This is a genomic window from Kocuria sp. WN036 (assembly GCF_002287015.1).
In the GTDB taxonomy this organism is placed as follows: domain Bacteria; phylum Actinomycetota; class Actinomycetes; order Actinomycetales; family Micrococcaceae; genus Kocuria; species Kocuria rosea.
Genome location: NZ_NSKF01000027.1, coordinates 1 through 24,717 on the forward strand (window position 1 = coordinate 1; position 24,717 = coordinate 24,717).

The 24,717-nt window shown below is 73.4% G+C and carries 28 protein-coding genes; 4 read left to right on the forward strand and 24 right to left on the reverse strand.

Annotation, left to right across the window (positions count from 1 at the left end):
* The first annotated feature begins 1,399 nt into the window (after nucleotides 1-1,399).
* A complete protein-coding gene (locus CK505_RS14685) occupies nucleotides 1,400-1,828 on the forward strand; it encodes a DUF4157 domain-containing protein (RefSeq protein WP_176475373.1) in 429 nt (142 codons plus the stop codon).
* An 84-nt stretch (nucleotides 1,829-1,912) separates the two neighbouring features.
* On the opposite strand, the gene CK505_RS14690 is transcribed toward CK505_RS14685, so the two are convergent.
* The 6 genes from CK505_RS14690 to CK505_RS14715 form a co-directional block, all read right to left on the reverse strand.
* Entirely contained in the window at nucleotides 1,913-2,365 is a 453-nt protein-coding gene (locus CK505_RS14690) for a (deoxy)nucleoside triphosphate pyrophosphohydrolase (protein WP_255250968.1), read from the reverse strand.
* Nucleotides 2,366-2,369: 4 nt separating this feature from the next.
* Nucleotides 2,370-3,284 (reverse strand): RNA methyltransferase, encoded by a 915-nt coding sequence (locus tag CK505_RS14695; RefSeq protein WP_255250969.1) that lies wholly within the window; start codon nucleotides 3,282-3,284, stop codon nucleotides 2,370-2,372.
* 14 nt (nucleotides 3,285-3,298) lie between these two features.
* Nucleotides 3,299-3,688, reverse strand: a complete 390-nt coding sequence (rplT, locus tag CK505_RS14700) for a 50S ribosomal protein L20 (RefSeq protein WP_031282709.1) — start codon at nucleotides 3,686-3,688, stop codon at nucleotides 3,299-3,301.
* 94 nt (nucleotides 3,689-3,782) lie between these two features.
* Nucleotides 3,783-3,977 (reverse strand): 50S ribosomal protein L35, encoded by a 195-nt coding sequence (rpmI, locus tag CK505_RS14705; protein ID WP_017832891.1) that lies wholly within the window; start codon nucleotides 3,975-3,977, stop codon nucleotides 3,783-3,785.
* 156 nt (nucleotides 3,978-4,133) lie between these two features.
* Nucleotides 4,134-5,090 carry a translation initiation factor IF-3 gene (gene infC / locus CK505_RS14710; RefSeq protein WP_095651560.1) on the reverse strand — a complete coding sequence of 319 codons (957 nt, stop codon included), beginning with the start codon at nucleotides 5,088-5,090 and terminating at the stop codon, nucleotides 4,134-4,136.
* A 337-nt stretch (nucleotides 5,091-5,427) separates the two neighbouring features.
* A complete protein-coding gene (locus CK505_RS14715) occupies nucleotides 5,428-5,724 on the reverse strand; it encodes a DUF503 domain-containing protein (RefSeq protein WP_095651561.1) in 297 nt (98 codons plus the stop codon).
* A gap of 105 nt (nucleotides 5,725-5,829) precedes the next feature.
* Here CK505_RS14715 and CK505_RS14720 point away from each other — a divergent pair, with 105 nt between their 5' ends.
* Nucleotides 5,830-6,240 carry a DUF1844 domain-containing protein gene (locus tag CK505_RS14720; RefSeq protein ID WP_095651562.1) on the forward strand — a complete coding sequence of 137 codons (411 nt, stop codon included), beginning with the start codon at nucleotides 5,830-5,832 and terminating at the stop codon, nucleotides 6,238-6,240.
* 45 nt (nucleotides 6,241-6,285) lie between these two features.
* On the opposite strand, the gene CK505_RS14725 is transcribed toward CK505_RS14720, so the two are convergent.
* The 7 genes from CK505_RS14725 to CK505_RS14750 form a co-directional block, all read right to left on the reverse strand.
* Nucleotides 6,286-7,140 carry an SseB family protein gene (locus tag CK505_RS14725; protein WP_035929647.1) on the reverse strand — a complete coding sequence of 285 codons (855 nt, stop codon included), beginning with the start codon at nucleotides 7,138-7,140 and terminating at the stop codon, nucleotides 6,286-6,288.
* The gene (priA, locus tag CK505_RS14730) at nucleotides 7,137-7,889 is read right to left on the reverse strand and encodes a bifunctional 1-(5-phosphoribosyl)-5-((5-phosphoribosylamino)methylideneamino)imidazole-4-carboxamide isomerase/phosphoribosylanthranilate isomerase PriA (protein WP_017832896.1); all 753 of its coding nucleotides are present in this window, start codon (nucleotides 7,887-7,889) and stop codon (nucleotides 7,137-7,139) included. Before priA ends, CK505_RS14725 begins: the two co-directional genes overlap by 4 nt.
* A gap of 60 nt (nucleotides 7,890-7,949) precedes the next feature.
* Nucleotides 7,950-8,111: a hypothetical protein gene (locus CK505_RS18550; protein ID WP_017832897.1), complete on the reverse strand. Its 162-nt coding sequence runs from the start codon at nucleotides 8,109-8,111 to the stop codon at nucleotides 7,950-7,952.
* Nucleotides 8,108-8,875, reverse strand: coding sequence for an imidazole glycerol phosphate synthase subunit HisH (hisH, locus tag CK505_RS14735; protein ID WP_095651563.1), 768 nt, complete (start codon nucleotides 8,873-8,875; stop codon nucleotides 8,108-8,110). The genes CK505_RS18550 and hisH overlap by 4 nt, the downstream gene beginning before the upstream one ends.
* On the reverse strand, nucleotides 8,872-9,501 hold the full coding sequence (gene hisB / locus CK505_RS14740; RefSeq protein WP_017832899.1) for an imidazoleglycerol-phosphate dehydratase HisB: 630 nt from the start codon (nucleotides 9,499-9,501) through the stop codon (nucleotides 8,872-8,874). Before hisB ends, hisH begins: the two co-directional genes overlap by 4 nt.
* 144 nt (nucleotides 9,502-9,645) lie before the next feature.
* Entirely contained in the window at nucleotides 9,646-10,749 is a 1,104-nt protein-coding gene (locus tag CK505_RS14745) for a histidinol-phosphate transaminase (RefSeq protein WP_095651564.1), read from the reverse strand.
* Between the two features lie 90 nt (nucleotides 10,750-10,839).
* A complete protein-coding gene (locus tag CK505_RS14750) occupies nucleotides 10,840-11,268 on the reverse strand; it encodes a hypothetical protein (RefSeq protein ID WP_095651565.1) in 429 nt (142 codons plus the stop codon).
* Between the two features lie 344 nt (nucleotides 11,269-11,612).
* On the opposite strand from CK505_RS14750, the gene lexA reads away from it, so the two are divergent.
* On the forward strand, nucleotides 11,613-12,392 hold the full coding sequence (gene lexA, locus CK505_RS14755; RefSeq protein ID WP_035929659.1) for a transcriptional repressor LexA: 780 nt from the start codon (nucleotides 11,613-11,615) through the stop codon (nucleotides 12,390-12,392).
* A gap of 151 nt (nucleotides 12,393-12,543) precedes the next feature.
* Here lexA and CK505_RS14760 read toward each other — a convergent pair whose 3' ends face one another.
* Nucleotides 12,544-14,622 carry an ATP-dependent DNA helicase gene (locus tag CK505_RS14760; RefSeq protein ID WP_303621208.1) on the reverse strand — a complete coding sequence of 693 codons (2,079 nt, stop codon included), beginning with the start codon at nucleotides 14,620-14,622 and terminating at the stop codon, nucleotides 12,544-12,546.
* Between the two features lie 4 nt (nucleotides 14,623-14,626).
* Nucleotides 14,627-16,255: a GTPase HflX gene (gene hflX / locus CK505_RS14765; protein ID WP_017832904.1), complete on the reverse strand. Its 1,629-nt coding sequence runs from the start codon at nucleotides 16,253-16,255 to the stop codon at nucleotides 14,627-14,629.
* Nucleotides 16,256-16,395: 140 nt separating this feature from the next.
* Here hflX and CK505_RS14770 point away from each other — a divergent pair, with 140 nt between their 5' ends.
* Nucleotides 16,396-17,058: a class I SAM-dependent methyltransferase gene (locus tag CK505_RS14770; protein WP_176475374.1), complete on the forward strand. Its 663-nt coding sequence runs from the start codon at nucleotides 16,396-16,398 to the stop codon at nucleotides 17,056-17,058.
* Between the two features lie 58 nt (nucleotides 17,059-17,116).
* Here CK505_RS14770 and dapF read toward each other — a convergent pair whose 3' ends face one another.
* The 9 genes from dapF to pgsA form a co-directional block, all read right to left on the reverse strand.
* Nucleotides 17,117-18,100 (reverse strand): diaminopimelate epimerase, encoded by a 984-nt coding sequence (dapF, locus tag CK505_RS14775; protein ID WP_095651566.1) that lies wholly within the window; start codon nucleotides 18,098-18,100, stop codon nucleotides 17,117-17,119.
* A gap of 50 nt (nucleotides 18,101-18,150) precedes the next feature.
* Complete coding sequence (gene miaA, locus CK505_RS14780; protein ID WP_017832907.1) at nucleotides 18,151-19,071, reverse strand: tRNA (adenosine(37)-N6)-dimethylallyltransferase MiaA; 921 nt, start codon at nucleotides 19,069-19,071, stop codon at nucleotides 18,151-18,153.
* Nucleotides 19,068-20,597, reverse strand: coding sequence for a tRNA (N6-isopentenyl adenosine(37)-C2)-methylthiotransferase MiaB (miaB, locus tag CK505_RS14785; RefSeq protein WP_095651578.1), 1,530 nt, complete (start codon nucleotides 20,595-20,597; stop codon nucleotides 19,068-19,070). The genes miaA and miaB overlap by 4 nt, the downstream gene beginning before the upstream one ends.
* A 29-nt stretch (nucleotides 20,598-20,626) precedes the next feature.
* Nucleotides 20,627-21,142 carry a regulatory protein RecX gene (locus tag CK505_RS14790; RefSeq protein WP_237740429.1) on the reverse strand — a complete coding sequence of 172 codons (516 nt, stop codon included), beginning with the start codon at nucleotides 21,140-21,142 and terminating at the stop codon, nucleotides 20,627-20,629.
* 125 nt (nucleotides 21,143-21,267) lie between these two features.
* Nucleotides 21,268-22,380 (reverse strand): recombinase RecA, encoded by a 1,113-nt coding sequence (recA, locus tag CK505_RS14795; RefSeq protein ID WP_017832910.1) that lies wholly within the window; start codon nucleotides 22,378-22,380, stop codon nucleotides 21,268-21,270.
* 234 nt (nucleotides 22,381-22,614) lie between these two features.
* Complete coding sequence (locus CK505_RS14800; protein WP_017832911.1) at nucleotides 22,615-22,836, reverse strand: DUF3046 domain-containing protein; 222 nt, start codon at nucleotides 22,834-22,836, stop codon at nucleotides 22,615-22,617.
* A 154-nt stretch (nucleotides 22,837-22,990) separates the two neighbouring features.
* A complete protein-coding gene (locus CK505_RS14805) occupies nucleotides 22,991-23,422 on the reverse strand; it encodes a helix-turn-helix domain-containing protein (protein WP_017832912.1) in 432 nt (143 codons plus the stop codon).
* A 163-nt stretch (nucleotides 23,423-23,585) separates the two neighbouring features.
* Nucleotides 23,586-24,080, reverse strand: coding sequence for a CinA family protein (locus CK505_RS14810; protein ID WP_095651567.1), 495 nt, complete (start codon nucleotides 24,078-24,080; stop codon nucleotides 23,586-23,588).
* Nucleotides 24,077-24,682 carry a CDP-diacylglycerol--glycerol-3-phosphate 3-phosphatidyltransferase gene (gene pgsA, locus CK505_RS14815; RefSeq protein ID WP_017832914.1) on the reverse strand — a complete coding sequence of 202 codons (606 nt, stop codon included), beginning with the start codon at nucleotides 24,680-24,682 and terminating at the stop codon, nucleotides 24,077-24,079. The genes CK505_RS14810 and pgsA overlap by 4 nt, the downstream gene beginning before the upstream one ends.
* Nucleotides 24,683-24,717 lie beyond the last annotated feature (35 nt).

The window sequence follows — 24,717 nt, forward strand, 5'->3', positions numbered from 1 at the left end:
CCGCCGGCACTGTCTCCACGGCCAGGGTGAACGAGCGCGGACCACGCTCGACGGCGAGCACGTGGACATCGGACAGGTCGAAGAGCGCGCACGCGGGCGCGCAGATAGCATGAGACACGTCGAGGCCTTCATGGATCAGGTTGCTTGGTCGCTACCCATCCTGGAGGCCTCGACCTCTACCCAGCCCTCACAACACACCCCTCGAGAAGCCCGCGCGCCCCCGGCTACCCATGCTCATCTGTGAAGGGCCAGATTAGCCCCCTCAGCGATAAACGGTTGCACCACCAAGCTATTAGCGTGTCTACTCGCAACCGGCCCTCTCGTTGGGCTCTGGACTCAAGGGCCCGAGGTCAGTCTCGAGCCGGTGCCAGCCCGTCCATTTCTTCTCCTCCCCGCGGTCAGCCTCACAGGCGTCCAGCCGGGGATGAAGGTAGCCAAAGGACTCGCCCATCGGCTCGTGTCTCCTTAATGGGCCGGGACAGGAGTGTAGGAGCCGCGCATGTTTTACTCCCCGCCAGCCCTACCACGGCGGCGAACTCATCGGCGCCGGTTGTCAGCTGCTCTGTCTGGTCCACGACGTTGGCGACCTACTTGCGCATGACCCGACCGCTCGCACAGCCCCTGTTCGGCATCGGAGACGGTCGTACATCGTCGTTGGGCTGACTGTAAACGCCTGGTGGATGCCGTCGCCAACTACGCCGAGCTTGTAAGCGCTCCAGCAGAACCCTTCGGTGGTCGTAACCACGAAGTCCTGGCTCAGTACAGGCTAGATGTTCCCAATGTGGAAGACGATCCGTAGCCTACCCTCGGCGGCTCGGTAGAACCCTGCGACCTGCGGACCTACATTGGCCACGTTGACTCGGAGGTTGCTGGCGAGCACCGTGTCGGTGGAGACGGCATGCTCAGTGTCGGCGAACAATTGATGTACCGAGGAACGGGGGAAGCCTCGACATGAGCGGACCCCGGGGCATCGGGCCCCGCTTCCGTGGCGGAGGCGATGGGTAGTGAAAACCCATAGCACGGAGCACCTCGCCTTCTTCTCCAGAGGAATTTCGTGCCTTAGGTCTTCGTCTTCCTGGCTCGGTTGATCACCGCCGAGTGAATCGGCAACTCCCTCCTTATATGCCTAAAGGAGTTCAGTCAGCGGTGACCCACCGTGGTTACCCCAGGAATATACAACGTGTCATTTACGCGACTGACGCGGACGCTACGGACGATCCCTGTAGCTAGCATCTACGCTTTGTATCCGGGTTGGGGACGGAGGCAATCGTCGCAGTCCAAGCCGCGTTCCCCGTTATGCCACTGACGGCGACCTATTTGATCGGGTTGTGCCGGGTAATAGTCGGTGTCGTGGTTCTTTACTTGGGCAGGCTTCCTTGAACAGACCTACGCTGGACCCATGACCCTTAAACTGAGCCGCGCGGCGCGCTCACGGCGGCTCTGGAACATAACAAATTTGTCTACTCCACTGGGCTTGCTCGTCGCCACCGTCACGGGCACCCGCGTAGTCCGCGGGCCCGAGGGGCTGATTCTCGGGTTCGGCTACAGGCCCCGGCTGCCGCGGGCCGGGGCGTTCACCGTGGGCAACGTGGTCCTGTTCCGCGCCGGGATCGACGACGTCGCGGCCCGCCCCCGGCTCGTGGCCCACGAGTCCCGCCACGCGACCCAGTGGGCGCAGTGGCTGGGCCTGCCCTTCCTGCCGGCCTACCTCCTGGCCGCGGGGTGGTCGGTGCTGCGCTGCGGGCACCCGGCGCACCGCAACCCCTTCGAGGTCGGGGCCGGTCTCGCCGACGGCGGCTACGTCCCAGGGCCCCGGCACCACGGCTGACCGGCGCCCGCTGCTCCCTGACCCGCCACGGCCCGGTCGGCCGCCGGAGGACGTGGTCGTGCCGGTCGGCCGGCACGGACCGGGTCAGCCCCGCAGGTGGTCCAGCAGGGCGTGCACGATCGGCAGGTCGGCCGGGATCCAGGGGAGCTCGAGCGCGGCGGCGGGGTCGGCGAGCGGGAGCCACCGCACGGCCAGGTGGTCCTCCCCCACCACGGGCCGGGGGTCGCCGCCGGCGGCGACGGCCGTCCAGACCCGCATCGCCGCGGTGTCCTTGAGCGGCCAGCCCTGCGCGTGCGGTCCGCGCACCTCCGCGAGCAGCCGGACGTCCACGCCGAGCTCTTCGGCGCACTCCCGCACCAGGGCCTGCTCGCAGCTCTCGTCCGGCTCCTGCTTGCCGCCGGGGAACTCCCACAGGCCCCGCAGGGCCTCGGGGTAGGCCCGCTGCGCGGCGAGGAAGGCCATGGGGCGGCGGGCGTCGTCGAGGAGGGCGGCGCCGACCACCTGGGTGCGGTACGCGGCGGGCAGCGGTGCGGTCACGGGCTCAGTGCCCGTCCCCGGCGCCGGGGCGCCGCTGGGCCCGGGCCGAGGCGTAGAGGCACACGGTGGCGGCGGTGCCCACGTTGAGGGACTCGGCCCGGCCGTGCACCGGCACGGCGACGCGGTGGTCGGCCAGCGCCTTCTCCTCCTTGGACAGTCCCCGGGCCTCGTTGCCGAAGAGCCACACGGTGGGGCGGGCCAGGTCGTAGGGGGTGTCGACCCCGTCCGCGCCGGCGGCCCGGGCGGCGGAGGCGTCCTGGAGGCGGTCGAGGTCGACGTCCCCGTGGCCGTCGGCGGCCAGCACGCCGCACCCAGCGGCGCGGGCGGCCCCGAGCAGCGCGGGCAGGTCGGCGCCCACGACGACGGGGAGGTGGAAGAGGGAGCCGGCGGTCGAGCGCACGGTCTTGGGGTTGTAGACGTCCACGCTGCCGGCGGTGATCACCACCGCGTCCGCGCCGGCGGCGTCCGCCGCGCGCAGCACGGTGCCGGCGTTGCCGGGGTCCTGGACCCGGGCCAGCACGGCCACGAGCCGCGGCCGGGCGGCGAGCACGGCCCCGAGGTCCGCGTCGAGGGGGCGGCACACGACGACGACGCCCTGCGGGGTCACCGCGTCGCTCATCGCGGCGAGGACCTCCCGCGTCACGAGGCGCACGAACACGGAGCGGTCCTCGGCCACGCGCTCGAGGAGCGCGGCGATGTCCGGGTGGCGGCCCAGGGCGTCCTCGGTGACGTAGACGGCGTCCACGCACGGGGACTCCGGGTGCCGGGCGAGGGCCTCGCGGGCGTTCTGCGGGCCCTCGGCGAGGAACAGCCCGCGCTTGGAACGCGCGGAGCGCCCGGCCAGTCCCGCGACGTCCCTGACCCGATCGGCTCGGGGGTTGGACATCGGCTGGGCGGCCAGGCGCTCCGTGAGGTTCACTGCTCCGACTGTGCTCAGGCGGCGGCTTCGCGCGGCGCGGAGGTGTCCTCCGGCAGGGCGTTCTTCGCGATCTCGACCAGACCGGCGAACGCCTGCTGGTCGTTCACGGCCAGCTCGGCGAGCATCCGGCGGTCGACCTCCACCTCGGCGGCCTTGAGGCCCTGGATGAAGCGGTTGTAGGTCAGGCCGTTGGCGCGGGCCGCGGCGTTGATGCGCTGGATCCAAAGCCGGCGGAAGTCGCCCTTGCGCTTCCGGCGGTCGTTGTAGCTGTAGACGAACGAGTGGGTGACCTGCTCCTTCGCCTTGCGGTACAGGCGCGAGCGCTGGCCGCGGTAGCCGGAGGCCTGCTCGAGGATTTCCCGGCGCTTCTTGTGGGCGTTGACCGCCCGCTTCACACGTGCCACGTGTGTACTCCTTCACTTCGGTCCCGGCCGCTCGGCCGGGAGGTCAAATCTGTGCGGGGCGGGGAGTCGGACTCCCCGGGGGATGCGGTGGGGACTACTTGCCCAGCATCTTCTTGATGACCTTGGCGTCGCCGGGGGCCACGATCTGGTCGGAGGCCAGGCGGCGGGTCAGCCGCGAGGACTTGTGCTCCAGGTAGTGGCGGCGGTTGGCCTGCTGGCGCTTCACCTTGCCGGTACCGGTGAGCTTGAAGCGCTTCTTCGCCCCGCTGTGGGTCTTCATCTTCGGCATGTGGCCGCTCTCCTTGCGTTTCTTCCGGTGGTGGCCACCGGAGGGCACGGCGACGTCCGCCGCACCTCCACGGTGCCCCTGGGCGCAACCGGGACCGGCTGCGCGCCGCGGGGCGCTGTCAGTTCTGCTCCGCTCGCGCGGAAGGTCGTGCGCCGCTCAGGCCTGGGGCCCGGGCTTGGCGCCCGGCTTGGGGCCGGGCCGGGGGGCTTTCGGCGCCGCGGCCGGGGCCTTGGGCGCCGGGGCCTTCGGGGCCGGCGGCTTCGGGGCGGCCTTCGGCGCCGGGGCCTCGACGACCTCGGGCGCATCCGCGACCTCGGGCTCCGGGGTCTCGACGGCCTCGGGCTCGGGGGCGGCGGCCTGCGCCGTCTCCGGGACCTCGGGGGCCGGTGCCGGCTCCTGGACCTCGGGCTCCGGGGCCGGCTGCTGCACCGGCTCCTCGGCCTGCCCGGCCCGTTCGCGCAGCTCGGCCGGGAACGCGTCCCCGATCGACTGGGTCACGGGCGCCGCGGAGGACGTGTCGATCTTGTCCTTCGCCTTGCGCTCGTTCTCGGCCTTCGCCTCGTCGCGCTGCTTCTGGCGGCGCGCCTCGGCCTTGGCCTCGGCCTTGTTCTTCAGCGGGCCCACGACCATCACCATGTTGCGGCCGTCAACCCGGGGGCTCGACTCGACCGCGCCGACCTCCGCGACGTCGTTCGCGAAGCGCTCGAGCAGGCGGACGCCCATCTCGGGGCGCTGCTGCTCGCGGCCGCGGAACTGGATCATGGCCTTGACCTTGTCGCCAGCCCCGAGGAACCGCTTGGCGTGGCCGACCTTGGTCTCGTAGTCGTGGGTGTCGATCTTGAGCCGGAACCGGACCTCCTTGAGGACCGTGTTCGTCTGGTTCTTGCGCGACTCCCGGGCCTTGACCGCGGCCTCGTACTTGTACTTGCCGAAGTCCATGAGCTTGGCCACCGGCGGCTTGGCGTTGGGCGCCACCTCGACCAGATCGAGATCCGATTCGCGGGCCAGCCTCAGTGCGTCCTCGACGCGGACGATGCCGACCTGCTCGCCTGCGGGTCCGACGAGACGGACTTCGGGGACTCGGATTCTGTCATTGATACGTGGATCGCTAATGCCGTGCTCCTGATGTTCTGCGTGGTCGCCCGGAGGTTTCCGGGGACCTCATGGTTCGGTCCGGTCCGCAACGACAAAAAGCCCCCGCTGCGGTCGGCAAGCGGAGGCTCATCGGTGCGCCACCCGGGGGTGGCGCGCTGCGTGACGGAGCGGACGCGGGAACTCCCGGCCGTGCCGTCGTGCGGACGATGTCGTCGCGGACCCGGCGGCCGTGATCAGGTCGTCCGAGCGGATCGGGGACCGTGGCCGGCGCGGGTGGGAGTCTCCTCCACTTGCACACTGCCGACCAGTCTAGCCCATGGGCCGCCGGTTCGGGAAACGGCGGGCGTGCGCGCTGTCACTCGTCCTCGGTGCTGTGCAGGGCCCGGCGGGCCGAGAGCAGCTCCGTCTCCGGGCGGGCGGCGACGAAGCGCTCGACGTCGTCGAGGACCTCGACGAGGCGGGCGGCGTCGGCCGCGACCACGGCGGTGCCCACCAGGGCCCGGCGGTGGAGCTCCAGGTGGCCGACCTCGGCCGCGGTCACGGGGAACCTGCGGCGCAGCTCTGCGACGAGGGGCCGCACCACGGAGCGCTTGCCCTTGAGGGAGTGCACGTCCGCCAGGAGCACGTCGAACTCGATCCACCCGATCCACACGGCGTCCCCGCCTCCTCCCGGCCGTCCCCCGGCCTCCCCAGCAGGATAGTGCCGGCGGGGCCGGGACGGTCCGGGCGGCGGACAGCGGTGTGGCAGAGTTGGGACATGACTTCCGAGAACACCTTCCGCTTCGACGACGACGCCGCACGGTCCGGCCAGGAGATCCCGCAGGAGACGGTCAGCGCCGTCGACGAGCAGATGCGCGACATCGCGGAGGTCCCCGCCATCGAGGTCATCACGACCGCGGCCGTGCACCTCATGAGCGCCGCCGCCGTGAAGTGCGGTCTCGCCGCCGGCGAGGACGCGGAGGAGCTCAAGGACCTCGACGAGGCGCGCAAGCTCATCATCGCGCTGGCCGGCTTCGTCACCGCCGCGGCCCCGGAGATCGGCTCGCAGCACGCCGCTCCGCTGCGCGACGGCCTGCGCACCCTGCAGCTCGCGTTCCGGGAGGCCTCGCGCTACCCGGACGCCCCCGGCCAGGGACCCGGCGAGCGGTTCACGGGTCCCGTCACCTGAAGGACCGTCACCACGCGTGCCGCGGGCTGATCCGGGTTCCCCGGGTCAGCCCGCCGTCGTGAGACGCAGCTGCATCGAGTCCACGTCCTCCGCGAGGGCCGGCTCGACGCTCAGCCGGGCCTGGAAGCGGGCGACGACGTCGTCCAGCTGCGCCCGGTCGAGCCCGGCGCGCAGGGACAGCACCACGGCCAGCTCGGGGCCCGCCCCGCCGCCCCGGACGACCGCCCCGTCCGCGGCGCGCACGGCCACCCCGTCGCCGGGGGCCGTCCCCACGCCGAGCACCCCGGGCAGGTCCTCGGCGCAGCGCCGCACGGCCGCCCCGACCGCCGGGCTGCGGTAGGAGGGCGTCCAGGTCCTGCCCTGGGCCAGCGCCCAGAGGGCCGGGCGGCGCACGACGAACGGGAGCTCCGTGCCCGGGTCGAGCACGAGCAGCTGGGTGCCGTCCTTGACCGCGGCCACGGCCGCCCGGCGGACGTCCGTGGCCACCGGCCGCGCCCGGTCGTGCCAGTGCGCGAGCGCCGCGGTGGACGTGAAGACCGGCAGCACCTGCCGGCCGTCCGCCGCCCGCAGGGACACGAGGGCCATGTCGGCCTCCTTGTCGGCCACCAGACCGGCCTCGGTCACGGTCGAGGCCGAGACCTCGGCCACGACGGGCACGAACACCCGGGTCCCGGCCAGCGCGGCGACCACCGCGGACTCGTCCCCCCTCCCCGCGCGCAGGTCCTCGAGGGCCTGCAGCACGGCCGGGGCGGCGGCGCCGTCGTCGTCGGGGAAGCGGTGGGTGTGGCTGGTGCCCTCCCCCAGGTCGCGCCCGGCCCAGGCCTGGCCGCCGGTGTCCTCCGTGCCGCCCGCGCCCGCGAGCTGGGCGGCGATGTGCGCCGGCAGGGGCCGCTCGGTCACCGCGCTCCCGGCCGGCCCGCCACGTCGAGGGCCTCCTCGAGGGTGAAGCGGCCCGCGTAGAGGGCCTTGCCCACGATCGCGCCCTCGACGCCGGAGGGCACCAGGGTGCGCAGGGCGGCGAGGTCCTCGAGGGAGGAGATCCCCCCGGAGGCGACCACGGGCTTGTCGGTGCGGGTCGCGACCTCCTGCAGCAGCTCCAGGTTGGGGCCCTTGAGGGTGCCGTCCTTGGTGACGTCGGTGACCACGTAGCGGGCGCAGCCGTGCTCCTCGAGGCGGTCCAGGACCTCCCAGAGGTCCCCGCCCTCCTCGGTCCAGCCGCGGGCGGCGAGCACGGTGCCCCGCACGTCGAGGCCCACCGCGATGACGTCGCCGTGCTCGGCGATCACCTTCTGCGTCCACTCGGGGTTCTCGAGGGCCGCGGTGCCCAGGTTGATCCGCGCGGGGTCCAGGGACAGCGCCCGCTCCAGCGAGGCGTCGTCGCGGATGCCGCCGGACATCTCGACCTTCAGCTCCAGCTCGGCGGCCACGCGGCGGAGGACGTCGATGTTGTCGCCGCGGCCGAAGGCGGCGTCGAGGTCCACGAGATGGATCCACTCGGCGCCGGCCTCCTGCCACGCGAGGGCGGCCTCGAGCGGGTCGCCGTAGCCGGTCTCGGAGCCGGCCTCGCCCTGGACCAGGCGCACGGCCTGGCCGTCCGCGACGTCGACGGCGGGCAGCAGCTGGAGGCGGGGGGTCTCGCTCAGGGACATGGGTTCTCTTCTCTCGGTGCTCGGGTGCGGGTGTGCGGGCGTTCGGGGTGGGCCCGGGGCTCAGCGGCCCTGGAACCAGGCGTACCAGCCGTAGCCGACGAGGGCCGCCGCGACGGCGGCCAGGAGGACGACCGTCCACAGCGGCTTGCGCTGCTGGTGGAACGAGATGGCGCCGCCGGCGACGAACGCCCCGAGCACCATGACGACGACGGCCGCGCTCACGCGGCGCCGTCCTGGCTCTCCAGGGTCGGCCGGCCGGCCAGGGTGTCCCCGCCGAGGGGGTCGCCGGCCTTGAGGTGGTCGAGGCGTCCCGTGCGCGGCAGGGTGCCGAGCCAGTTGCGCAGCAGCTGGATGCCCGCCTCGGAGGACTTCTCGGGGTGGAACTGCGTGGCGCACAGGGCCCCGTTCTCCACAGCGGCGATGAAGCGCCCGCCGTGGTCGGACCAGGTGACCTGCGGCGGCCGCATCTTCTGGATGCTCTGCGGGAAGTCCCACTCCTGCACCCCGTAGGAGTGCACGAAATAGAAGCGCTGGTCCTCGATGCCCCGGAACAGGACGCTGCCCTCGGGCGGGTCGACCGTGTTCCAGCCCATGTGCGGGACGACGTCGGCCTTCAGCCGTTCGACGACGCCGGGCCACTCGCCCATGCCCTCGGTCTCCTGGCCGTGCTCCACCCCGGAGTCGAAGAGGACCTGCAGGCCCACGCAGATGCCCAGCACGGGCCGTCCGCCGGCGAGGCGGCGGCCGATCAGGCGCAGCGCGTCCACGGAGCGCAGACCGTCCATGACGGCGGCGAACGCGCCGACGCCGGGGACCACGAGGCCGTCGGCGTCGAGCACCGCCTCGGGGTCGGCGCTGAGCACCACGTCCGCGCCGGCGGCCTCGAGGGCGCGCACGGCCGAGCGCACGTTGCCGGCGCCGTAGTCGAGGACCGTGACGGTGGGCCGGCCGGTGCCGTCCGTCGCGGTGGTGCCGTCGGTGCTCACAGGGCCCCCTTCGTGGACGGGATGCCGCGGACCCGGGGATCGGGCTCCACGGCCTGGCGCAGCGCGCGGGCCAGGGCCTTGAACTGGGCCTCGGCGATGTGGTGCGGGTCCCGGCCGGCCAGCAGCGTGACGTGCAGGCAGATCCCGGCGTGGTGGGCCAGGGACTCGAAGACGTGCTGGACCATGGAGCCGGTGAAGTGCCCGCCGATGAGGTGGTACTGCTGGCCCTCCGGCTCGCCGGTGTGCACCGCGTAGGGCCGGCCGGAGATGTCGACCACGGCGTTGGCCAGGGCCTCGTCCAGCGGGACGGTGGCCTCGCCGAACCGGCGGATCCCGGCCTTCTCGCCCAGCGCCTGGCGCAGGGCGTCCCCGAGGACGATCGCGGTGTCCTCGACGGTGTGGTGGACGTCGATGTGGGTGTCCCCGGTCGCCCGGATCCGCATGTCGATCAGGGAGTGCTTCGACAGCGCGGTGAGCATGTGGTCGTAGAAGGGCACCGAGGTGTCGATGTCGTTCTCGCCGGTGCCGTCGAGGTCGATCTCGACGGACACCGTGGACTCGCTCGTGCGCCGCTCCAGGGCGGCGCGGCGGGGCGCACGGGTGCCGGTGGTGGTCTGGTCGCTCATTCGGTGGGAACTCCTCGCGGGCGCGGCACGGCCGTCGGTGGGCCGCGGATGGTCCGGGCCGGGACGCACGGCGGCGCCCCGGGCCCGGTGGTGGTGGTCTGCCTCCATGCTATCCGGGTCGGGAGGACCCGGCCCCGGGGCCCCTCAGCCGCCGGAGACGATCCGCTCCATGCTGGTCAGGAACGCGGTGGTCTCCTCCTCGGTGCCGGCGGTGACGCGCAGGTGGCCGGGGATCCCGACGTCCCGCACGAGCACCCCGTCCTCGAGCAGCTCCCCCCACACGGCCCGGGAGTCCTCCATGCCGCCGAAGAACACGAAGTTGGAGTCCGACTCGGCCGGCTCCAGCCCGATCCGCTTGAGCTCGTCGACGATCCGGTCGCGCTGGACCTTGATGTCCTCCACGTTGGCCAGCAGCGACTCCGAGTGGCGCAGGGCCGCCAGGGCCGTGGCCTGGGTGACGGCGGAGAGGTGGTACGGCAGCCGGACCAGGCGCACGGCGTCGGCGACCTCCGGCGCCGCCGCGAAGTAGCCGAGGCGGGCGCCGGCGAGCGCGAACGCCTTGCTCATGGTGCGGGAGACGATCAGCCGGGGCCGGCCCTCGAGCAGCGTGAGCGCGGTGGGGGTGCCGCCGTGGGAGAACTCCGCGTACGCCTCGTCGACCACCACGACGGTGCGGAACTCCTCCCCCGCCTCGTACACGGCGGTGACCACGTCCGAGCCCAGCGCGGTGCCGGTCGGGTTGTTGGGCGAGCAGAGGAAGACCACGTCGGGGCGGTGCCGGCGCACCTGCTCGGCCGCGGACTCCGCGGACAGGCCGAAGTCCGCCGCCCGCTCCCCGGCGACGAAGCCGGTGTGCGTGCCGGAGGCCAGCAGCGGGTACATCGAGTAGGTGGGGACGAAGCTGAGCAGGGTGCGGCCCGGGCCGCCGAAGGCCTGCAGGATCTGCTGCAGGATCTCGTTGGACCCGTTGGCCGCCCACAGGTTCCCGGGCCCGAGCCCGTGGCCGAGGTACGCGGCGAGCTCCTCGCGCAGGGCGGTGAACTCGCGGTCCGGGTACCGGTTGAGGGTCCAGGCCGCCTCGGTGACCTCCCGGACGATCGCCGCGTGCACGTCCGCCGGGACCGGATGAGTGTTCTCGTTGGTGTTGAGCGCCACGGCGACGTCGAGCTGCGGGGCGCCGTACGGCGTCTTGCCGCGCAGGTCGTCGCGGAGCGGGAGGGCGTTGAGTCGGTCCAGGTTCTGCGTCACCCGGACAGTTTAGTGCTCCGCCCGGGGCGTACAGATCGGGGTGTACAGAGCGGGGCGTACAGAGCGGGGCGTGCTGATCGGGCGGGCGGCTCAGGCGGCCGGGACCTCGAGGAGCTGGCCGGCCACGAGCACGGAGCTGTCCAGGTCGTTGAGCTCCACGATCTCGTCCATGACCTCCCGCGGGTCCCGGTCCGGATCGGCCGCCACGGCGAGCTCCCACAGGCTCTGCCCGGGGAACACGGTGGTCTGCTCGGTCCCGGAGCCCGGGACGGGTGCGCTCGTGGCCGTGGCCGTCGAGGGGACGAGGAAGATCACGGCGAGCACCACCAGGGCGGCGGAGCCGGCCAGGACGGGCAGCCCCAGGAACACCAGGCGGCCGCGGCGGGTCAGGGTCAGCGGGGTGCGGGACGCGGAGCGGGCGGGACGGGCCCGCCGGAGCGCACGGCCGAGCCCCCGGGCGGATCCTGCGGACTCGCGGCGGCGGGCGACGACGGCGGTAAGGGTGGCACTGGCACTCATGACATGAACTCCTTGACGTTCCCGCACGGAGCGGGCGATCTCGAACACCGGTCCGGTCGACGACCCTCGCGGGCCTCCATTCGATCGAACATACTTTCGAATACCGATGACCCATGTCTAGCACGTGTCTGCGAATGCTGTCGACAGCGGGTCGTACATATGTTTGAACACACACGGCGTGTCGCCTAGGCTGAGGACAGGTCCGGGCCCCCGGCCGGCGCGCGCTGCGGATCCCCTGCGCCTGCCGACCGGGACCCATCGAACCACCCGGGTCCGACATCGGAACCGGGACCGCGCAGACCGGCTGCGGCACCTGCAGCCGGACGGGAAAGGACGACGCTCCCATGGCCCAGCCCCCCACCCCCGAGGAGCCCCGCGCCCGGGGCGCCCGCCCCGGGGCACGCTCGCGCAGCCGCGGGCTCACCGTGCGCCAGCGCACCATCCTCGAGGCCATCCAGCGCTCCATCGCCGAGCACGGCTATCCGCCGTCCATGCGGGAGATCGGGGACCTCGTGGGCCTGGCCTCGCTCTCCAGCGTCACCCACCAGCTCGCCCAGCTCGAGAAGCTGGGCTACCTGCGCCGCGACCCCAAGCGCCCGCGGGCCATGGAGGTGCTCACTCCCCTGCAGCTGCGCGGGACCGCCGGGGCGGAGTCCGCCGAGCCGTCGCAGGAGGCCCCGGCGGCACCGGCGAGCCGGACCGCTCGTCCCGCCGCCCAGAACGCCGTGGCCGAGCTGTCCACCTCGGCGGACGTGACGATGGTCCCCCTGGTGGGCCACATCGCCGCCGGCGGGCCGATCACGGCCGAGCAGTCCGTGGAGGACGTCCTCGCGCTGCCCCGCCAGCTGGTCGGGCACGGCGAGCTGTTCATGCTGCGCGTCAAGGGCGACTCGATGATCGACGCCGCGATCTGCGACGGCGACTGGGTGGTGGTGCGCCGGCAGAGCGCCGCCGACAACGGTGACATCGTGGCCGCCCTGCTCGACGACGAGGCCACGGTCAAGACCTTCCGCCAGCGGGACGGCCACACCTGGCTGCTGCCGCAGAACACGCGCTACGAGCCGATCCTCGGCGACCACGCCACCGTGATGGGCAAGGTCGTCTCGGTGCTGCGCAGCCTCTGAGCCGCCGCACGCCCCGGCACCCGGGCCCTCCGCCGCCGGTGGGGGGGCCCGTTGCCGTCCGGGCCGGCCGCCGTCCGGACACCTCCTGCTGTCCGCACCCCGTGCGGGCCCGGCGCGGTCCGGGGAGACCCCGGGCGTCCGCCGGACGTGCTCAGCCCACGGAGAGCCGCTGCAGGGCGCCGAGCACCACCTGGCGGTCCGTGGTGGTCCACAGCGGCGGCAGGGACCCGCGGAGGAAGCCGCCGTAGCGGGCGGTCGCGATCCGGGAGTCCAGGATCGCCACGACGCCCCGGTCCCCGCCCGCGCGGATGAGCCGCCCGGCCCCCTGGGCGAGCCGCACGGCCGCGTGCGTCGCGGACACGGACATGAACCCGTTGCCGCCGGCCCGTTCCGCGGCGCGGCTGCGGGCGCTCGCCAGCGGGTCGTCCGGGCGCGGGAAGGGGATCCGGTCGATCATCACGAGCCGGCACGAGGCCCCCGGGACGTCGACGCCCTGCCACAGGCTCATCGTGCCGAACAGGCTCGTGGCCGGGTCGTCGGTGAACTCCTGGACGAGTCCCGCGAGCGAGGACTCCCCCTGGCACAGGATCGGCAGGTCGGTGCGCCCGCGGAGCGCCTCGGCCGCCTCCTCCGCCGCCCGGCGGGAGGAGAAGAGCCCGAGGGCCCCGCCCCTGGAGGCCTCCAGCAGGGCCAGCATCTCGTCCAGCTGGGCCTCCGTGAGCCGGCGGCCGGGCTTCTCCAGGTGCTTGGCGAGGTAGAGGATGCCCTGCTTCGGGTAGTCGAACGGGCTGCCGACGTCCACGCCCTCCCAGCGCGGGGCGCCCTCGCCCCGCAGGCCGAGGGCGCCGGCGGCGGAGTCGAAGGACGAGCCGACGGACAGGGTGGCGGAGGTGAGGACCACGGTGCGCCCGTCGAAGAGCCCCTCCCGCAGGGTGCCGGCCACGCTGAGCGGGGCCACGTGCAGGGTCGCCGGGTCGGTGTCCTCCGCGGGCACGTAGCCGCGGCCCGGCTCCCAGCCGCCCTGGCGCGAGATCCACAGCACCTCGCGGTGCTCCTCGGCGGCGAGGATCCGCTCGGCCAGGTCGAGGACGTCGCTCACCCGGGAGCGGGCCATCTGCCGGCCGGCGTCCCCGTCCTTCTCCCCGGGACCGGCCTTGGACTCGGTCATCACGGTGCGGGCGGCGTCCCGGATCTGGGCCACGGCCGCCGCCTGGGCGTCCCCGAGGCCGCGGTGCAGCAGCTCGGCGGGAGCGCCCATCAGGGCGGCCTCGAGGTTGGCGGCCCCGGCGGTGAGCGAGTCGGGGCTCGCGGAGGTGTGCTTGCGCGCGGACGCGGCGGCCGAGCGGACCATCGCCGCGGAGAGCTGTCCGGTGACGGCGCCCGTCACCCGGTCCTGGAGCTCGTGGGCCTCGTCGATGACCACGACGTCGTGCTCGGGCAGCACCGTGATGCCCTCGAACGCGTTGATCGCGAGCAGGGCGTGGTTGGTGATGACGATGTCGGCCTCACCGGCCCGCTGCTTGGCGAGCTCCGCGAAGCAGTCCTCGACCAGGGGACAGCTGCGGCCCAGGCACTCCTTGGCCGTGACCGACACCTGGCGCCAGGCGCGGTCGCTGACCCCGGGGAGCACCTCGTCCCGGTCGCCGGTCCCGGTCTCGCGGGCCCACTCGCGCAGGCGCTGGACCTCCTGCCCCAGCCGCCCGTGGTTCTCGGCGGCCTCGGGCTGCGGCGGGCCGGGGTGCGGGGCGGCGTCGGGCAGCGCGAAGAGCGCGCCGGGCTCGTCGTCGGACGGGTAGCCGCCCTCGATCTTGTGCAGGCACGCGTAGTTGCTGCGGCCCTTGAGCAGGGCCACGTCCACGTCCCGCTCGAGCTCGCCCTCGAGGGCGGCCAGCAGGCGCGGCACGTCCCGGCCGACGATCTGCGACTGCAGCGCGAGCGTCGCGGTGGCCACGACCACCGGCTTGTCCGCGCGCTGGGCGTGCTCCACGAGCGGGGCCAGGTACGCGAGGGACTTGCCGGTGCCGGTCCCCGCCTGGACCAGCAGGTGCCGGCCCCGGTCCAGGGCCTCGGCCACCTTGGCGGTCATCAGCCGCTGCCCGTCCCGGACCTGCCCGCCCATCGCGGTCACGGCGGTGTCCAGCAGGGCCAGGGAGTCCTTGGCCCCGGGCAGGGTCTCCGGGCGCACGCCCGAGACGTCGTGCCCGGACTCGTCCACGAATGCGGCGGCCACGCGCTCAGGCGCTCTCGGCGCCGAAGCCGGGAGCGCGCTCGGGGGCGAACTCCGCGAGCTCGGCCGCGAGGTCCTCGCGGACCTTCACGAGCAGGTGGGTGCCCTCGGGCAGGTGCTCGGTGCGCAGGATCTCCGCGTCCCAGTCGTGCAGCCGGCTGACCACGTCGCCGCGCTGGTAGGGGACGAGCAGGTCCAGCACCGTCTCGGGCCGCGGGATGGACTCGCTGATCCGCTGCCGGAGCTCCTCGATGCCCTCCCCGGTGCGGGCCGAGACCACCACCACGTTGCGCTCGCGCTGCTTGATCCGCTCGACCACGAACGGGTCGGCGGCGTCCACCTTGTTCAGGGCGATGATCTCGGGGATGTTCTGCGCGTCGATGTCCGTGAAGACCTGGCGCACGGCGCGGATCTGGCCCTCCGGGTCCGGGTGGGAGGCGTCCACCACGTGCAGGATGAGGTCGGAGTCGGCGACCTCCTCCAGGGTGGAGCGGAACGCCTCGACGAGCTGCGTGGGCAGCGACCGGACGAAGCCGACCGTGTCCGAGAGCGTGTAGCCGATGCCGTCCGGTGTCTGCGCGCGGCGGACCGTGGGGTCCAGGGTGGCGAACAGGGCGTTCTCCACGAGCACGCCCGCGTCCGTGAGCCGGTTCAGCAGCGAGGACTTGCCCGCGTTGGTGTAGCCGGCGATCGCCACCGAGGGCACGGAGTGGCGGCGGCGGTTGAGCCGCTTGGTCTCGCGCGCCGGCTTCATCGCGGCGATCTCACGCCGCAGCTTGGCCATGCGGGTGCGGATGCGCCGGCGGTCCAGCTCGATCTTGGTCTCACCGGGGCCGCGGGAGCCGATGCCCTCACCGGCGGCGGCGCGACCGCCGGCCTGGCGGGACAGGGACTCGCCCCAGCCGCGCAGGCGCGGGAGCAGGTACTCGAGCTGGGCGAGCTCGACCTGGGCCTTGCCCTCCTTGGACTTGGCGTGCTGGGCGAAGATGTCGAGGATCAGACCCGTGCGGTCGATGACCTTGACCTTCACGACGTCCTCCAGGCCGCGCCGCTGGGAGGGGGCGAGCTCGGAGTCGACGACGACGGTGTCCGCGCCGGTCGCGGCGACGATGTCCCGCAGCTCCTTGGCCTTGCCCGAGCCCAGGTACGTGGCCGGGTCCGGCTTGAGCCGGCGCTGGACGATGCCGTCCAGCACCTCGGAGCCCGCGGTCTCGGCGAGCGCGGCCAGTTCGCGCAGGGAGTTCTCGGCCTCCGCGAGCGTGCCCTCCGTCCACAGCCCGGCCAGCACCACGCGCTCCAGGCGCAGCTGGCGGTACTCGAGCTCGGTGACGTCCTCGAGCTCGGTGGACAGGCCCGCGACGCGGCGCAGCGCGCGGCGCTCCTCGAGGTCCTGCTGGTCGCCGTCGTGGACGGTGTGCCCGTCCTCGGCGTCGGCCAGCTCCCGGGCCCGGCCGGAGAACCGGCCCGGCGCGGTGGAGTCGTCCTCGGGGGCGGTGTCCTGCCCGGCGGCCTGCTCCCGGGCACGGGCCCGGGACAGCACGCGCTCGACGACGTCCTCCAGGTCCTGCCGGCTCAGGCCGTTCTCGGGCTCCGCGGCGTCGCGGGGCTCGGCAGGGGTTTCACGGGGGTGGGTCATGGTTCCTTTCGGACGGGATGCTGATCAGTACATTCTAGTGGCGGAGCCGGACATCCCGGCGTCGGAGCCGGGCGTCCCGGCGGGGTCCGCCCCGGTTCCCGGTGCGTGCGCGGCGGGCGCTGTCGGTAGCATGGGGCGCTATGGCACCGCCTCCCGACTCCCCCGATCCCGTGGCCGGCCCGGCGACCCCCAACCCGGGGACCGAGCACTACTTCTCCGAGGACCCCTCGGTCCCCGAGGTGCGGCGGTCCGTGGCCGTGCGGCTGCGGGGGCGGGAGGTCTCGCTGCAGACCTCCAACGGGGTGTTCAGTCCGCGGGGTCTCGACAAGGGAACGTCCGTGCTGCTGGAAAATGTTCCCGACCCCGCCGGGGCGGAGCTCCTGGACATCGGTTGCGGGTGGGGCCCGATCGCGCTGAGCCTGGCCGGGGCCGCCCCGGGGGCCCGGGTCACGGCCGTGGACGTCAACGAGCGCTCGCTCGGGCTCACCCGGGACAACGCGGCGGCCCTGGGCCTGACCGGCGTGGAGGCGATGCTGCCGGAGCAGGTGCCCGCGGAGCGGCGCTTCGACACCATCTGGTCCAATCCGCCCATCCGGATCGGCAAGCAGCAGCTGCACGAGCTGCTCCTCCAGTGGCTGCCGCGGCTGGCCGAGGGCGGCACGGCGTGGCTGGTGGTGCAGAAGAACCTCGGGGCGGACTCGCTGCAGAAGTGGCTCGGCACCGCGCTGGGCGCCGCCTTCCGGGTCTCCCGGCACACGACCGACAAGGGGTTCCGGGTCCTGCTCGTCGAACGGCGGGACTGAGCGACCGGCACCGGGCCGCCCCCACAAACCTCGGGCCTCAGGCCTCAGGCCTCAGGCCTCAGACGAAGGTGCCGTCGGCCACCAGCACGGCCGGTCCGGCCAGCACCACGTGCTCGGCGCCGTCGGGCGCCGGGACGAACGTCACGGAGACGATCCCGCCGGGCACCTGCACGAGCCACTGGTCGGGGGCCGTGGCGCCGCCCCAGAAGCGCGTCGCGGCCGCCGCGGCGCACGCGCCCGTCCCGCAGGACTGCGTCTCGCCCACGCCGCGCTCGTGCACGCGCATCCGCACCCGGCCCACGCCGTCGTCGTCGCCGTCGGCGGGGACCACGAACTCGACGTTGGTCCCGTCCACGGGCTCCGGGCGCACAACGGGAGCAGTGTGCAGCCCGAGCTGGTCGAGCTTCTCCCCCTCCGCGAGCGCCACGACGGTGTGCGGGTTGCCCATGCCGATCGACAGCGCGGGGCGGGGCACCTTCAGCCCCTCGGCGGTCACGACGGCGTCCGAGCCGCGGGACCGGGCCGCGTCCCCGTCGAGGAAGGTCCACGGCCCCATGTCCACGGCGTAGCCGGAGTCGGTGCGGGCCACGGTCTTCACCCCGGCGCGGGTGCCGATGCGCAGCACGTCCCCCTCGGGGACCGCGGCGAGACCCCGCTGGAGCAGGTAGTGGACGAAGACCCGCACCCCGTTGCCGCACATCTCGGCGACGGAGCCGTCGTTGTTGCGGTAGTCCATGAACCACTCGGCGTCCGGCGCCGCCTCGAGGACGGCCCGCCCCTCGGGGATCGCCTCGGAGCGCACGGCGCGGATCAGCCCGTCCCCCCCGATGCCGCGGTGGCGGTCGCACACCAGGGTCACCAGCTCGGCGTCCAGGGCCAGCTCCGCGTGCGGATCGGTCAGCAGCACGAAGTCGTTGCCCGTGCCGTGGCCCTTGGCGAAGTCGCGGCCCCGGAGCTCCCCCCAGGGGCCGGCGCCGGGGGTGGTGTCCGGGGCGGGGCGGGTGTCCTCGTGCTGGGCGGTGGGGCTCTGGGCGGAAGTCACCCGGCCATGATACGCGGACCCGGCCGCCGGTCCGCGGCCGGGTCCGCGGTTCAGCCCCCGGCCGCGACCCGTTCGACGACGTCCGCGGCGCGCTCCGCGAGGCCGGGCGCGGACGGGTCCAGCCAGTGCACCCGGGGGTCCGCACGGAACCAGGTCCGCTGGCGGCGGGCGAAGCGGCGGGTGGCCACCACGGTGGCCTCGACCGCCTCCGCCACGGTGGCGCGGCCGTCCACCACGTCCAGGAACTGGCCGTAGCCCAGGGCACGGGAGGCCGTGCGCCCCTCGCGCAGCCCGCGGGCCGCCAGGGCGCGCACCTCGGTCTCCAGGCCGGCCTCGACCATGGCCCCGACCCGGCGGGCGAGCCGGTCGTGCAGCGCGGCACGCTCGAGGTCCAGGCCGATCTGCACCGTGGGCTCCACGTGCTCGCGGCGGGGCATGAAGGACGTGAACGGGCGGCCGGTGAGCTCCCACACCTCCAGGGCGCGCACCAGCCGCCGCTCGTCCTGCAGCCGGGCGGCGGACGCCGGATCCACCTGGCGCAGCCGCTCCCGCAGGGCGCCGGGGCCCCGCGCCGCGAGCTCGTCCTCGATCCGGGCCCGCACCGCGGGGTCGGTGCCGGGCAGCTCGAGCACGTCCAGGGCCGCGCGCACGTAGAGTCCCGAGCCGCCCACCAGGACGGGGACCCGGCCGCGGACGCGGATTTCTGCGAATCGGGTCCGGGCGGCGCGCTGGAAGTCCGCGACCGAGGCCTCCTCGGTGACGTCGAGGACGTCGAGGAGGTGGTGGGGCACCCCGCGCCGCTCCTCCGCGGTCGCCTTGGCGGTGCCGATGTCCATCCCGCGGTAGAACTGCATGGAGTCGGCGTTGACGACCTCCCCGCCCAGCCGCAGGGCGAGCTCGACGCCCAGGGCGGTCTTGCCGGTGCCCGTGGGCCCGACGACGGCGACGACCGGCAGCTCCGAGCGGGTCACCGGACGGGGAGGCCCGGCATGCCCAGGCTCACGGGCCCGGGGCCGGCGGCGCCCGGGGCGGCGGGGACCCCGCAGGACTCGGCCTGGCGGCGGTCCCAGGCGTCCCCGGCCCGCGAGCGCCGCAGCGCGTAGTCCTGCGGGGACCGGGGGTCGGCGACGAGGTGGTAGGCGGCGGCGCCGGTGACGACGACCGTCACGAAGTCGCCGGGCCGCGGGACCTCGGCGCCCTCCGGGACGGAGAAGTGGACGAGCCGCTGGTCCCGCGCGCGGCCCGAGAGCCGGTGGGTCTGCTCGGACTTCTTGCCGGCCTCCGCGGTGACGAGCAGCTCGACCTGCCGGCCGACCACCGCCCGGTTCTCCTCCGCGGCGATCCGGTCCTGCAGCGCCACGAGCCGCTCGAAGCGCTCCTGCACCACGGCCTTCGGCACCTGGTCCGCCATCTCCCCCGCGGGGGTGCCGGGCCGGACGGAGTACTGGAACGTGTACGCCGAGGAGAAGCGGGAGGCCGCCACGACGTCGAGGGTGGCCTGGAAGTCCTCCTCGGTCTCCCCCGGGAAGCCCACGATGATGTCCGTGGTGATCGCGGCCTCCGGGATGCGCTCGCGGACCGTGTCCAGGATCCCGAGGAACCGCTTCGAGCGGTAGGAGCGGCGCATCTCCTTGAGGATCCGGTCGGAGCCGGACTGCAGGGGCATGTGCAGCTGCGGCATGACGTTGGGGGTCTCCGCCATGGCGTCGATGACGTCGTCGGTGAACGCGGCCGGGTGCGGGCTGGTGAAGCGCACGCGCTCCAGGCCCTCGATCTGCCCGCACGCCCGCAGCAGCTTGGCGAACGCCCCGCGGTCCCCGAACTCCACGCCGTAGGAGTTCACGTTCTGCCCCAGGAGCGTGACCTCGACCGCCCCGTCGTCCACGAGGGCCTGCACCTCGGCGAGGACCTCCCCGGGCCGCCGGTCCTTCTCCTTGCCGCGCAGGGACGGGACGATGCAGAACGTGCAGGTGTTGTTGCAGCCCACGGAGATCGAGACCCACCCCGAGTAGGCGCTGTCCCGCTTGGTGGGCAGCGTCGAGGGGAACACCTCGAGGGCGTCGAGGATCTCCAGCTGCGCCTCGGCGTTGTGCCGCGAGCGCTCCAGCAGGGCGGGGAGGGAGCCGATGTTGTGGGTGCCGAAGACGACGTCCACCCACGGCGCCCGCTCGAGGATGGTGTCCTGGTCCTTCTGCGCGAGGCAGCCGCCGACGGCGATCTGCAGGTCCTTGTTGCGCTTCTTGGCGGGCACGAGCTGGCCGAGGTTGCCGTAGAGCCTGTTGTCGGCGTTCTCGCGCACGGCGCACGTGTTGAACACCACGAGGTCCGGCTCGCCGCCGGCGGCGGGGACGTAGCCGGCGGCCTCGAGCAGACCCGTGATCCGCTCGGAGTCGTGGACGTTCATCTGGCACCCGAACGTGCGCACCTCGTAGGAGCGCGGGGCGGGCGCGCCGGAGGACGCGGTCGGGTCCGGGGAAAGGGCTGCGGGGGTCGACATCACCGGACAATTGTACGGGGCGGTCCCGGTCACGGGGTCTCCGGGTGTTCCTCGCCCGTCTCGTCGTCCCGGACCGCGGCACCGGAGCGCGCCTCGAGCTCCTCCTTCACCACGGCGAAGGCCAGCCCGGGCGGGTAGCCCTTGCGCCCGAGCATCCCGACCAGCCGCCGCACGGCCTTGTCCCGCTCGGCGCGGTCGGTGAGCTCGGCCCCGGCGGGGAGCTTGCGGCGCACCAGCTCGGCGGCGTCCGCCCGCTCGTCCTCGTCGGTGCGCTGCTCGAGCGCCGACTCGGCGATCTCCCCCGTGACGCCGCGGGTGGCCAGCTCCCGCCGGATCGCGGACCGGGAGAGCTTGCGGGAGCCGGCCCGGGAGCGGACGTAGAGCTCCGCGAACTGGGCGTCGTCGACGAGGTCGACCTCCTCGAACCGGTCCAGCACCTCCCGGGCGACGTCCTCGGGGACGTTGCGGTCGGCGAGCTTGTCCTCGAGCTGCTTGCGGCTCTTCGCCGAGGCGGTGAGCTGGCGCAGGACGATCGCCCGGGCCACCTCCCGGGCGTCCGGCTCGGGGTCCTGGGCCGGGGACGACGACGCCGCCGGGCCCTCCGGCCCGCGGTGGCGGGCGGAGGACCGGCGGCGCCGGCGGTCGTACGGGCTCTCGGTCACGGACCCGCTCAGAAGGCCGGGCCGGCGACCTCGGTGGGCAGCCCGGTCACGGGCTGCTCCTCCGCGGTCTCCTCGGCGGTCTCCGGCTCCTCGACGACCCCGAGCTTCACCAGGATCCGGCGCTCGATCTCCTCGGCCAGCTCCGGGTTGTCCTTGAGGAACCGGCGCGAGTTCTCCTTGCCCTGCCCCAGCTGGTCGCCCTCGTAGGTGAACCACGCCCCGGACTTCTTGACGATGCCGTGCTCCACGCCCATGTCGATGAGCCCGCCCTCGGTGGAGATGCCCTCCCCGTAGAGGATGTCGAACTCGGCCTGCTTGAAGGGCGGCGCCATCTTGTTCTTGACGATCTTGGCGCGGGTCCGGTTGCCCACCGGGTTGGCCCCGTCCTTGAGGGTCTCGATGCGGCGCACGTCCACGCGGACCGAGGCGTAGAACTTCAGCGCCTTGCCACCGGTGGTGGTCTCGGGGCTGCCGAAGAACACCCCGATCTTCTCGCGCAGCTGGTTGATGAAGATCGCGGTGGTGTTCGAGTGGGAGAGCCGGCCGGTGATCTTGCGCAGCGCCTGGCTCATCAGGCGGGCCTGCAGGCCCACGTGGCTGTCGCCCATCTCGCCCTCGATCTCGGCCTTGGGCACCAGGGCCGCCACCGAGTCGATGACGATGATGTCGATGGATCCGGAGCCGACGAGCATGTCCATGATCTCCAGGGCCTGCTCACCGGTGTCCGGCTGCGAGACCAGCAGGCTGTCGGTGTCCACGCCGAGCTTCTCGGCGTAGGAGGGGTCGAGGGCGTGCTCGGCGTCGATGAAGGCGGCGATCCCGCCGGCCTTCTGGACGTTGGCGACCGCGTGCAGGGCCACGGTCGTCTTGCCGGAGGACTCCGGGCCGTAGATCTCCACGACGCGCCCGCGCGGGAACCCGCCGATGCCCAGCGCGACGTCCATCGCGATGGACCCGGTGGGGATGGTCTCGATCTTGGTCGCCGGACGGTCGCCCAGGCGCATGACCGAGCCCTTGCCGTAGTTCTTGTCGATCTGCGCGAGAACGGTCTCGAGAGCCTTCTCGCGGTCGCTGCCGAACTGCTGGTCGGCGCTCTGCTTGTTGCTGCCCTTGGCTGCCATGGTCCACCTCGTGTTCGGGGGGTTCCGCCGGTGCGGCCGGAACCGTTGCTGCTGGTCTTTTCGTGTTCCACGGTATCGCCGTGGTCGGACACCGTAAGGCTTCGCGCGGGGTCTGGGGAGGAGCGGGAACCACTGTCCCGGGACGGACCGGGCTGTGCAGTCCGCGACCCGCTGCTTCGAATATACCTTCGAAGCGGTCGCGGGTCCACGGGCGCGCCGGGAGCCCGGCGGGTGTCAGTCCCGGGGCGGGCGGTCCACGCCCCACCAGCGGGACTCGGGGACGTCCTGGGCCCGGCAGAGGGCGAACCACACGGTCCGCGGGTCGACGCCGGCCTCGATGGCCTCGGCGGCCGTGCGGTGCTCGAGCTCCCCGAGCACCAGGTCCCGGGCCAGGACCCTGCTGTAGCCCGCGCCGAACTCGTCGGCCATGAGCTGCCAGAAGCTGCTCAGCCTCATCCGCGTCCTCCTTCGTCGTGCTGCCGGTCGGGGGTCGTGCCCGTCCATCCTGCCATCCGGGCGGCGGGGCCGGCACAGGCCGGAGGGCCCGGCGGTCCTGGGACCGACGAGCCCTCCGGGACGTCGTGGGCGGGCGGCGGGTCGCCCGGGCGGATCAGCGGGCGCCGGCCGCGGCGGCCTCGCCGCCGTTGACGCGGCCGAACTCCCGCGAGTACTGCTCGGTGAGGTCGCTGGGCACGGTGTCCGGGACCAGGAGGCCCTCGGCGTAGGCCAGGCGGTCCGCGACCTCGCGCAGCATCTGGGACATCGGGATGTCGAGCGCGGCGCAGATCGACGCGAGCAGCTCGGAGGAGGCCTCCTTCTGTCCGCGCTCCACCTCGCTGAGGTAGCCGAGGGAGACGCGGGCGCTGTGCGAGACCTCTCGGAGGGTGCGTCCCTGGCGCTGGCGGACGCTGCGCAGGACCTCACCGATCTCCTGGCGGAGTACACCCATCTTCATGTCCTTCGTCTCGGTGCTGTCGTCCTCGTCGAGGCCCACGTCCTTCCAACGGACGACGCCATTGACGGACACGGGTTGCTTGGTCATGTGAATCGCTCGTCTCCTCGTGTGTGCGGCAGCTTCACCGCCTGCTGCGGGCGGTGCCTCGGCGCCGGCCGGTCGACATCTTGACTTCGATCGGCTCAACTCGAGCCTGCGATCATTGCTAACCCCGCTGACGGTTCCATTCTTCCCCGCAGGAGGCGGTTTTTCACTGTGAGTTGGCTGGGAGCACCAGGGCCGCCGTGAGCCGCTCGAGGGCGGCGCGCACGGCGGCCGCCCGGATCTCCGCCCGGCCCCCCGCCGCGGCCAGCTCGTGGACGGTGGACCCGCCCGGTCCGGCGACGCCCAGGTAGACCGTGCCCACCGGCTTGCCGTCGTGCGGCTCGGGGCCGGCGGCGCCCGTGGTGGAGACGGCCCAGTCCGTGCCGAGGCGGCGGCGGGCGCCCTCGGCCATGGCGACCGCGACGTCGGGGTCGACGGAGCCCCGCTCGGCGAGCAGCCGGGCCGGCACACCGAGGACCTCGGTCTTGACCCGGTTGGAGTAGGAGACGACCGCGCCCTCGAAGCAGGCCGAGGCCCCGGGGACGTCGACGACGGCGGCGGCCAGCGCTCCCCCCGTGAGGGACTCCGCGGTCGCGACCGTCAGCGCCCGGCGGACGGCCTCCTCGACGAGCGCCCGGGCGGCCGGCTGCGGCTCCGTCACGCCGCGTTCCGCCCGGCCAGCGCCCGGCGGCGCAGCTGGACCGCCTTGACCACGTAGTCCACGCCGGTCACGACCGTGACCACGAGGGCCGCCCCCATCGCGATCCAGCCCAGCCACGGCCACCACGCGCCCACCAGGGGCACCAGCGGGAGCAGCAGGAGCAGGAGCGCCACGGTCTGCAGGACGGTCTTGAGCTTGCCGCCCTTCGAGGCGGCCATGACGCCGTAGCGGATGACGACGAAGCGCAGGAGCGTGATCCCCCACTCGCGGACGAGGATCACCACGGTCACCCACCACCACAGCTCGCCGAGCATCGAGAGCACCACGAACGCGGCGCCGGTCAGCAGCTTGTCGGCGATGGGGTCGGCGATCTTGCCGAAGCTGGTGATCAGCCCGCGGGCCCGGGCGATGTCGCCGTCGAGCTTGTCCGTGTACATGGCGACCGCGAAGACCGCCAGGGCGGCCCACCGCATGCCCAGGGAGTCCTCCCCCTGGGTGCCTCCCACCCACAGGAACCACACGAAGAAGGGCACGAGCACGATGCGCAGGGCGGTCAGCGCGTTCGGCAGGTTGAGGTTGGACGCCGGGTCCGCGGGGCTCATCTGGTGCTCGCTTCCTGGTGGGTGGGACGGGGTCG

Bases quoted from the DNA above. Each gene is read 5' to 3' on its own strand.
- CK505_RS14805 (WP_017832912.1), bottom strand. From the start codon at position 23,422: ATGACCAAGCAACCCGTGTCCGTCAATGGCGTCGTCCGTTGGAAGGAC.
- CK505_RS14685 (WP_176475373.1), top strand. From the start codon at position 1,400: ATGACCCTTAAACTGAGCCGCGCGGCGCGCTCACGGCGGCTCTGGAAC.
- CK505_RS14800 (WP_017832911.1), bottom strand. From the start codon at position 22,836: ATGAGGCTGAGCAGCTTCTGGCAGCTCATGGCCGACGAGTTCGGCGCG.
- pgsA (WP_017832914.1), bottom strand. From the start codon at position 24,682: ATGAGCCCCGCGGACCCGGCGTCCAACCTCAACCTGCCGAACGCGCTG.
- CK505_RS14720 (WP_095651562.1), top strand. From the start codon at position 5,830: ATGACTTCCGAGAACACCTTCCGCTTCGACGACGACGCCGCACGGTCC.
- rpmI (WP_017832891.1), bottom strand. From the start codon at position 3,977: ATGCCGAAGATGAAGACCCACAGCGGGGCGAAGAAGCGCTTCAAGCTC.
- CK505_RS14770 (WP_176475374.1), top strand. From the start codon at position 16,396: ATGGCACCGCCTCCCGACTCCCCCGATCCCGTGGCCGGCCCGGCGACC.
- miaB (WP_095651578.1), bottom strand. From the start codon at position 20,597: ATGTCGACCCCCGCAGCCCTTTCCCCGGACCCGACCGCGTCCTCCGGC.
- priA (WP_017832896.1), bottom strand. From the start codon at position 7,889: ATGTCCCTGAGCGAGACCCCCCGCCTCCAGCTGCTGCCCGCCGTCGAC.
- CK505_RS14750 (WP_095651565.1), bottom strand. From the start codon at position 11,268: ATGAGTGCCAGTGCCACCCTTACCGCCGTCGTCGCCCGCCGCCGCGAG.
- hflX (WP_017832904.1), bottom strand. From the start codon at position 16,255: ATGACCCACCCCCGTGAAACCCCTGCCGAGCCCCGCGACGCCGCGGAG.
- lexA (WP_035929659.1), top strand. From the start codon at position 11,613: ATGGCCCAGCCCCCCACCCCCGAGGAGCCCCGCGCCCGGGGCGCCCGC.
- recA (WP_017832910.1), bottom strand. From the start codon at position 22,380: ATGGCAGCCAAGGGCAGCAACAAGCAGAGCGCCGACCAGCAGTTCGGC.
- hisB (WP_017832899.1), bottom strand. From the start codon at position 9,501: ATGAGCGACCAGACCACCACCGGCACCCGTGCGCCCCGCCGCGCCGCC.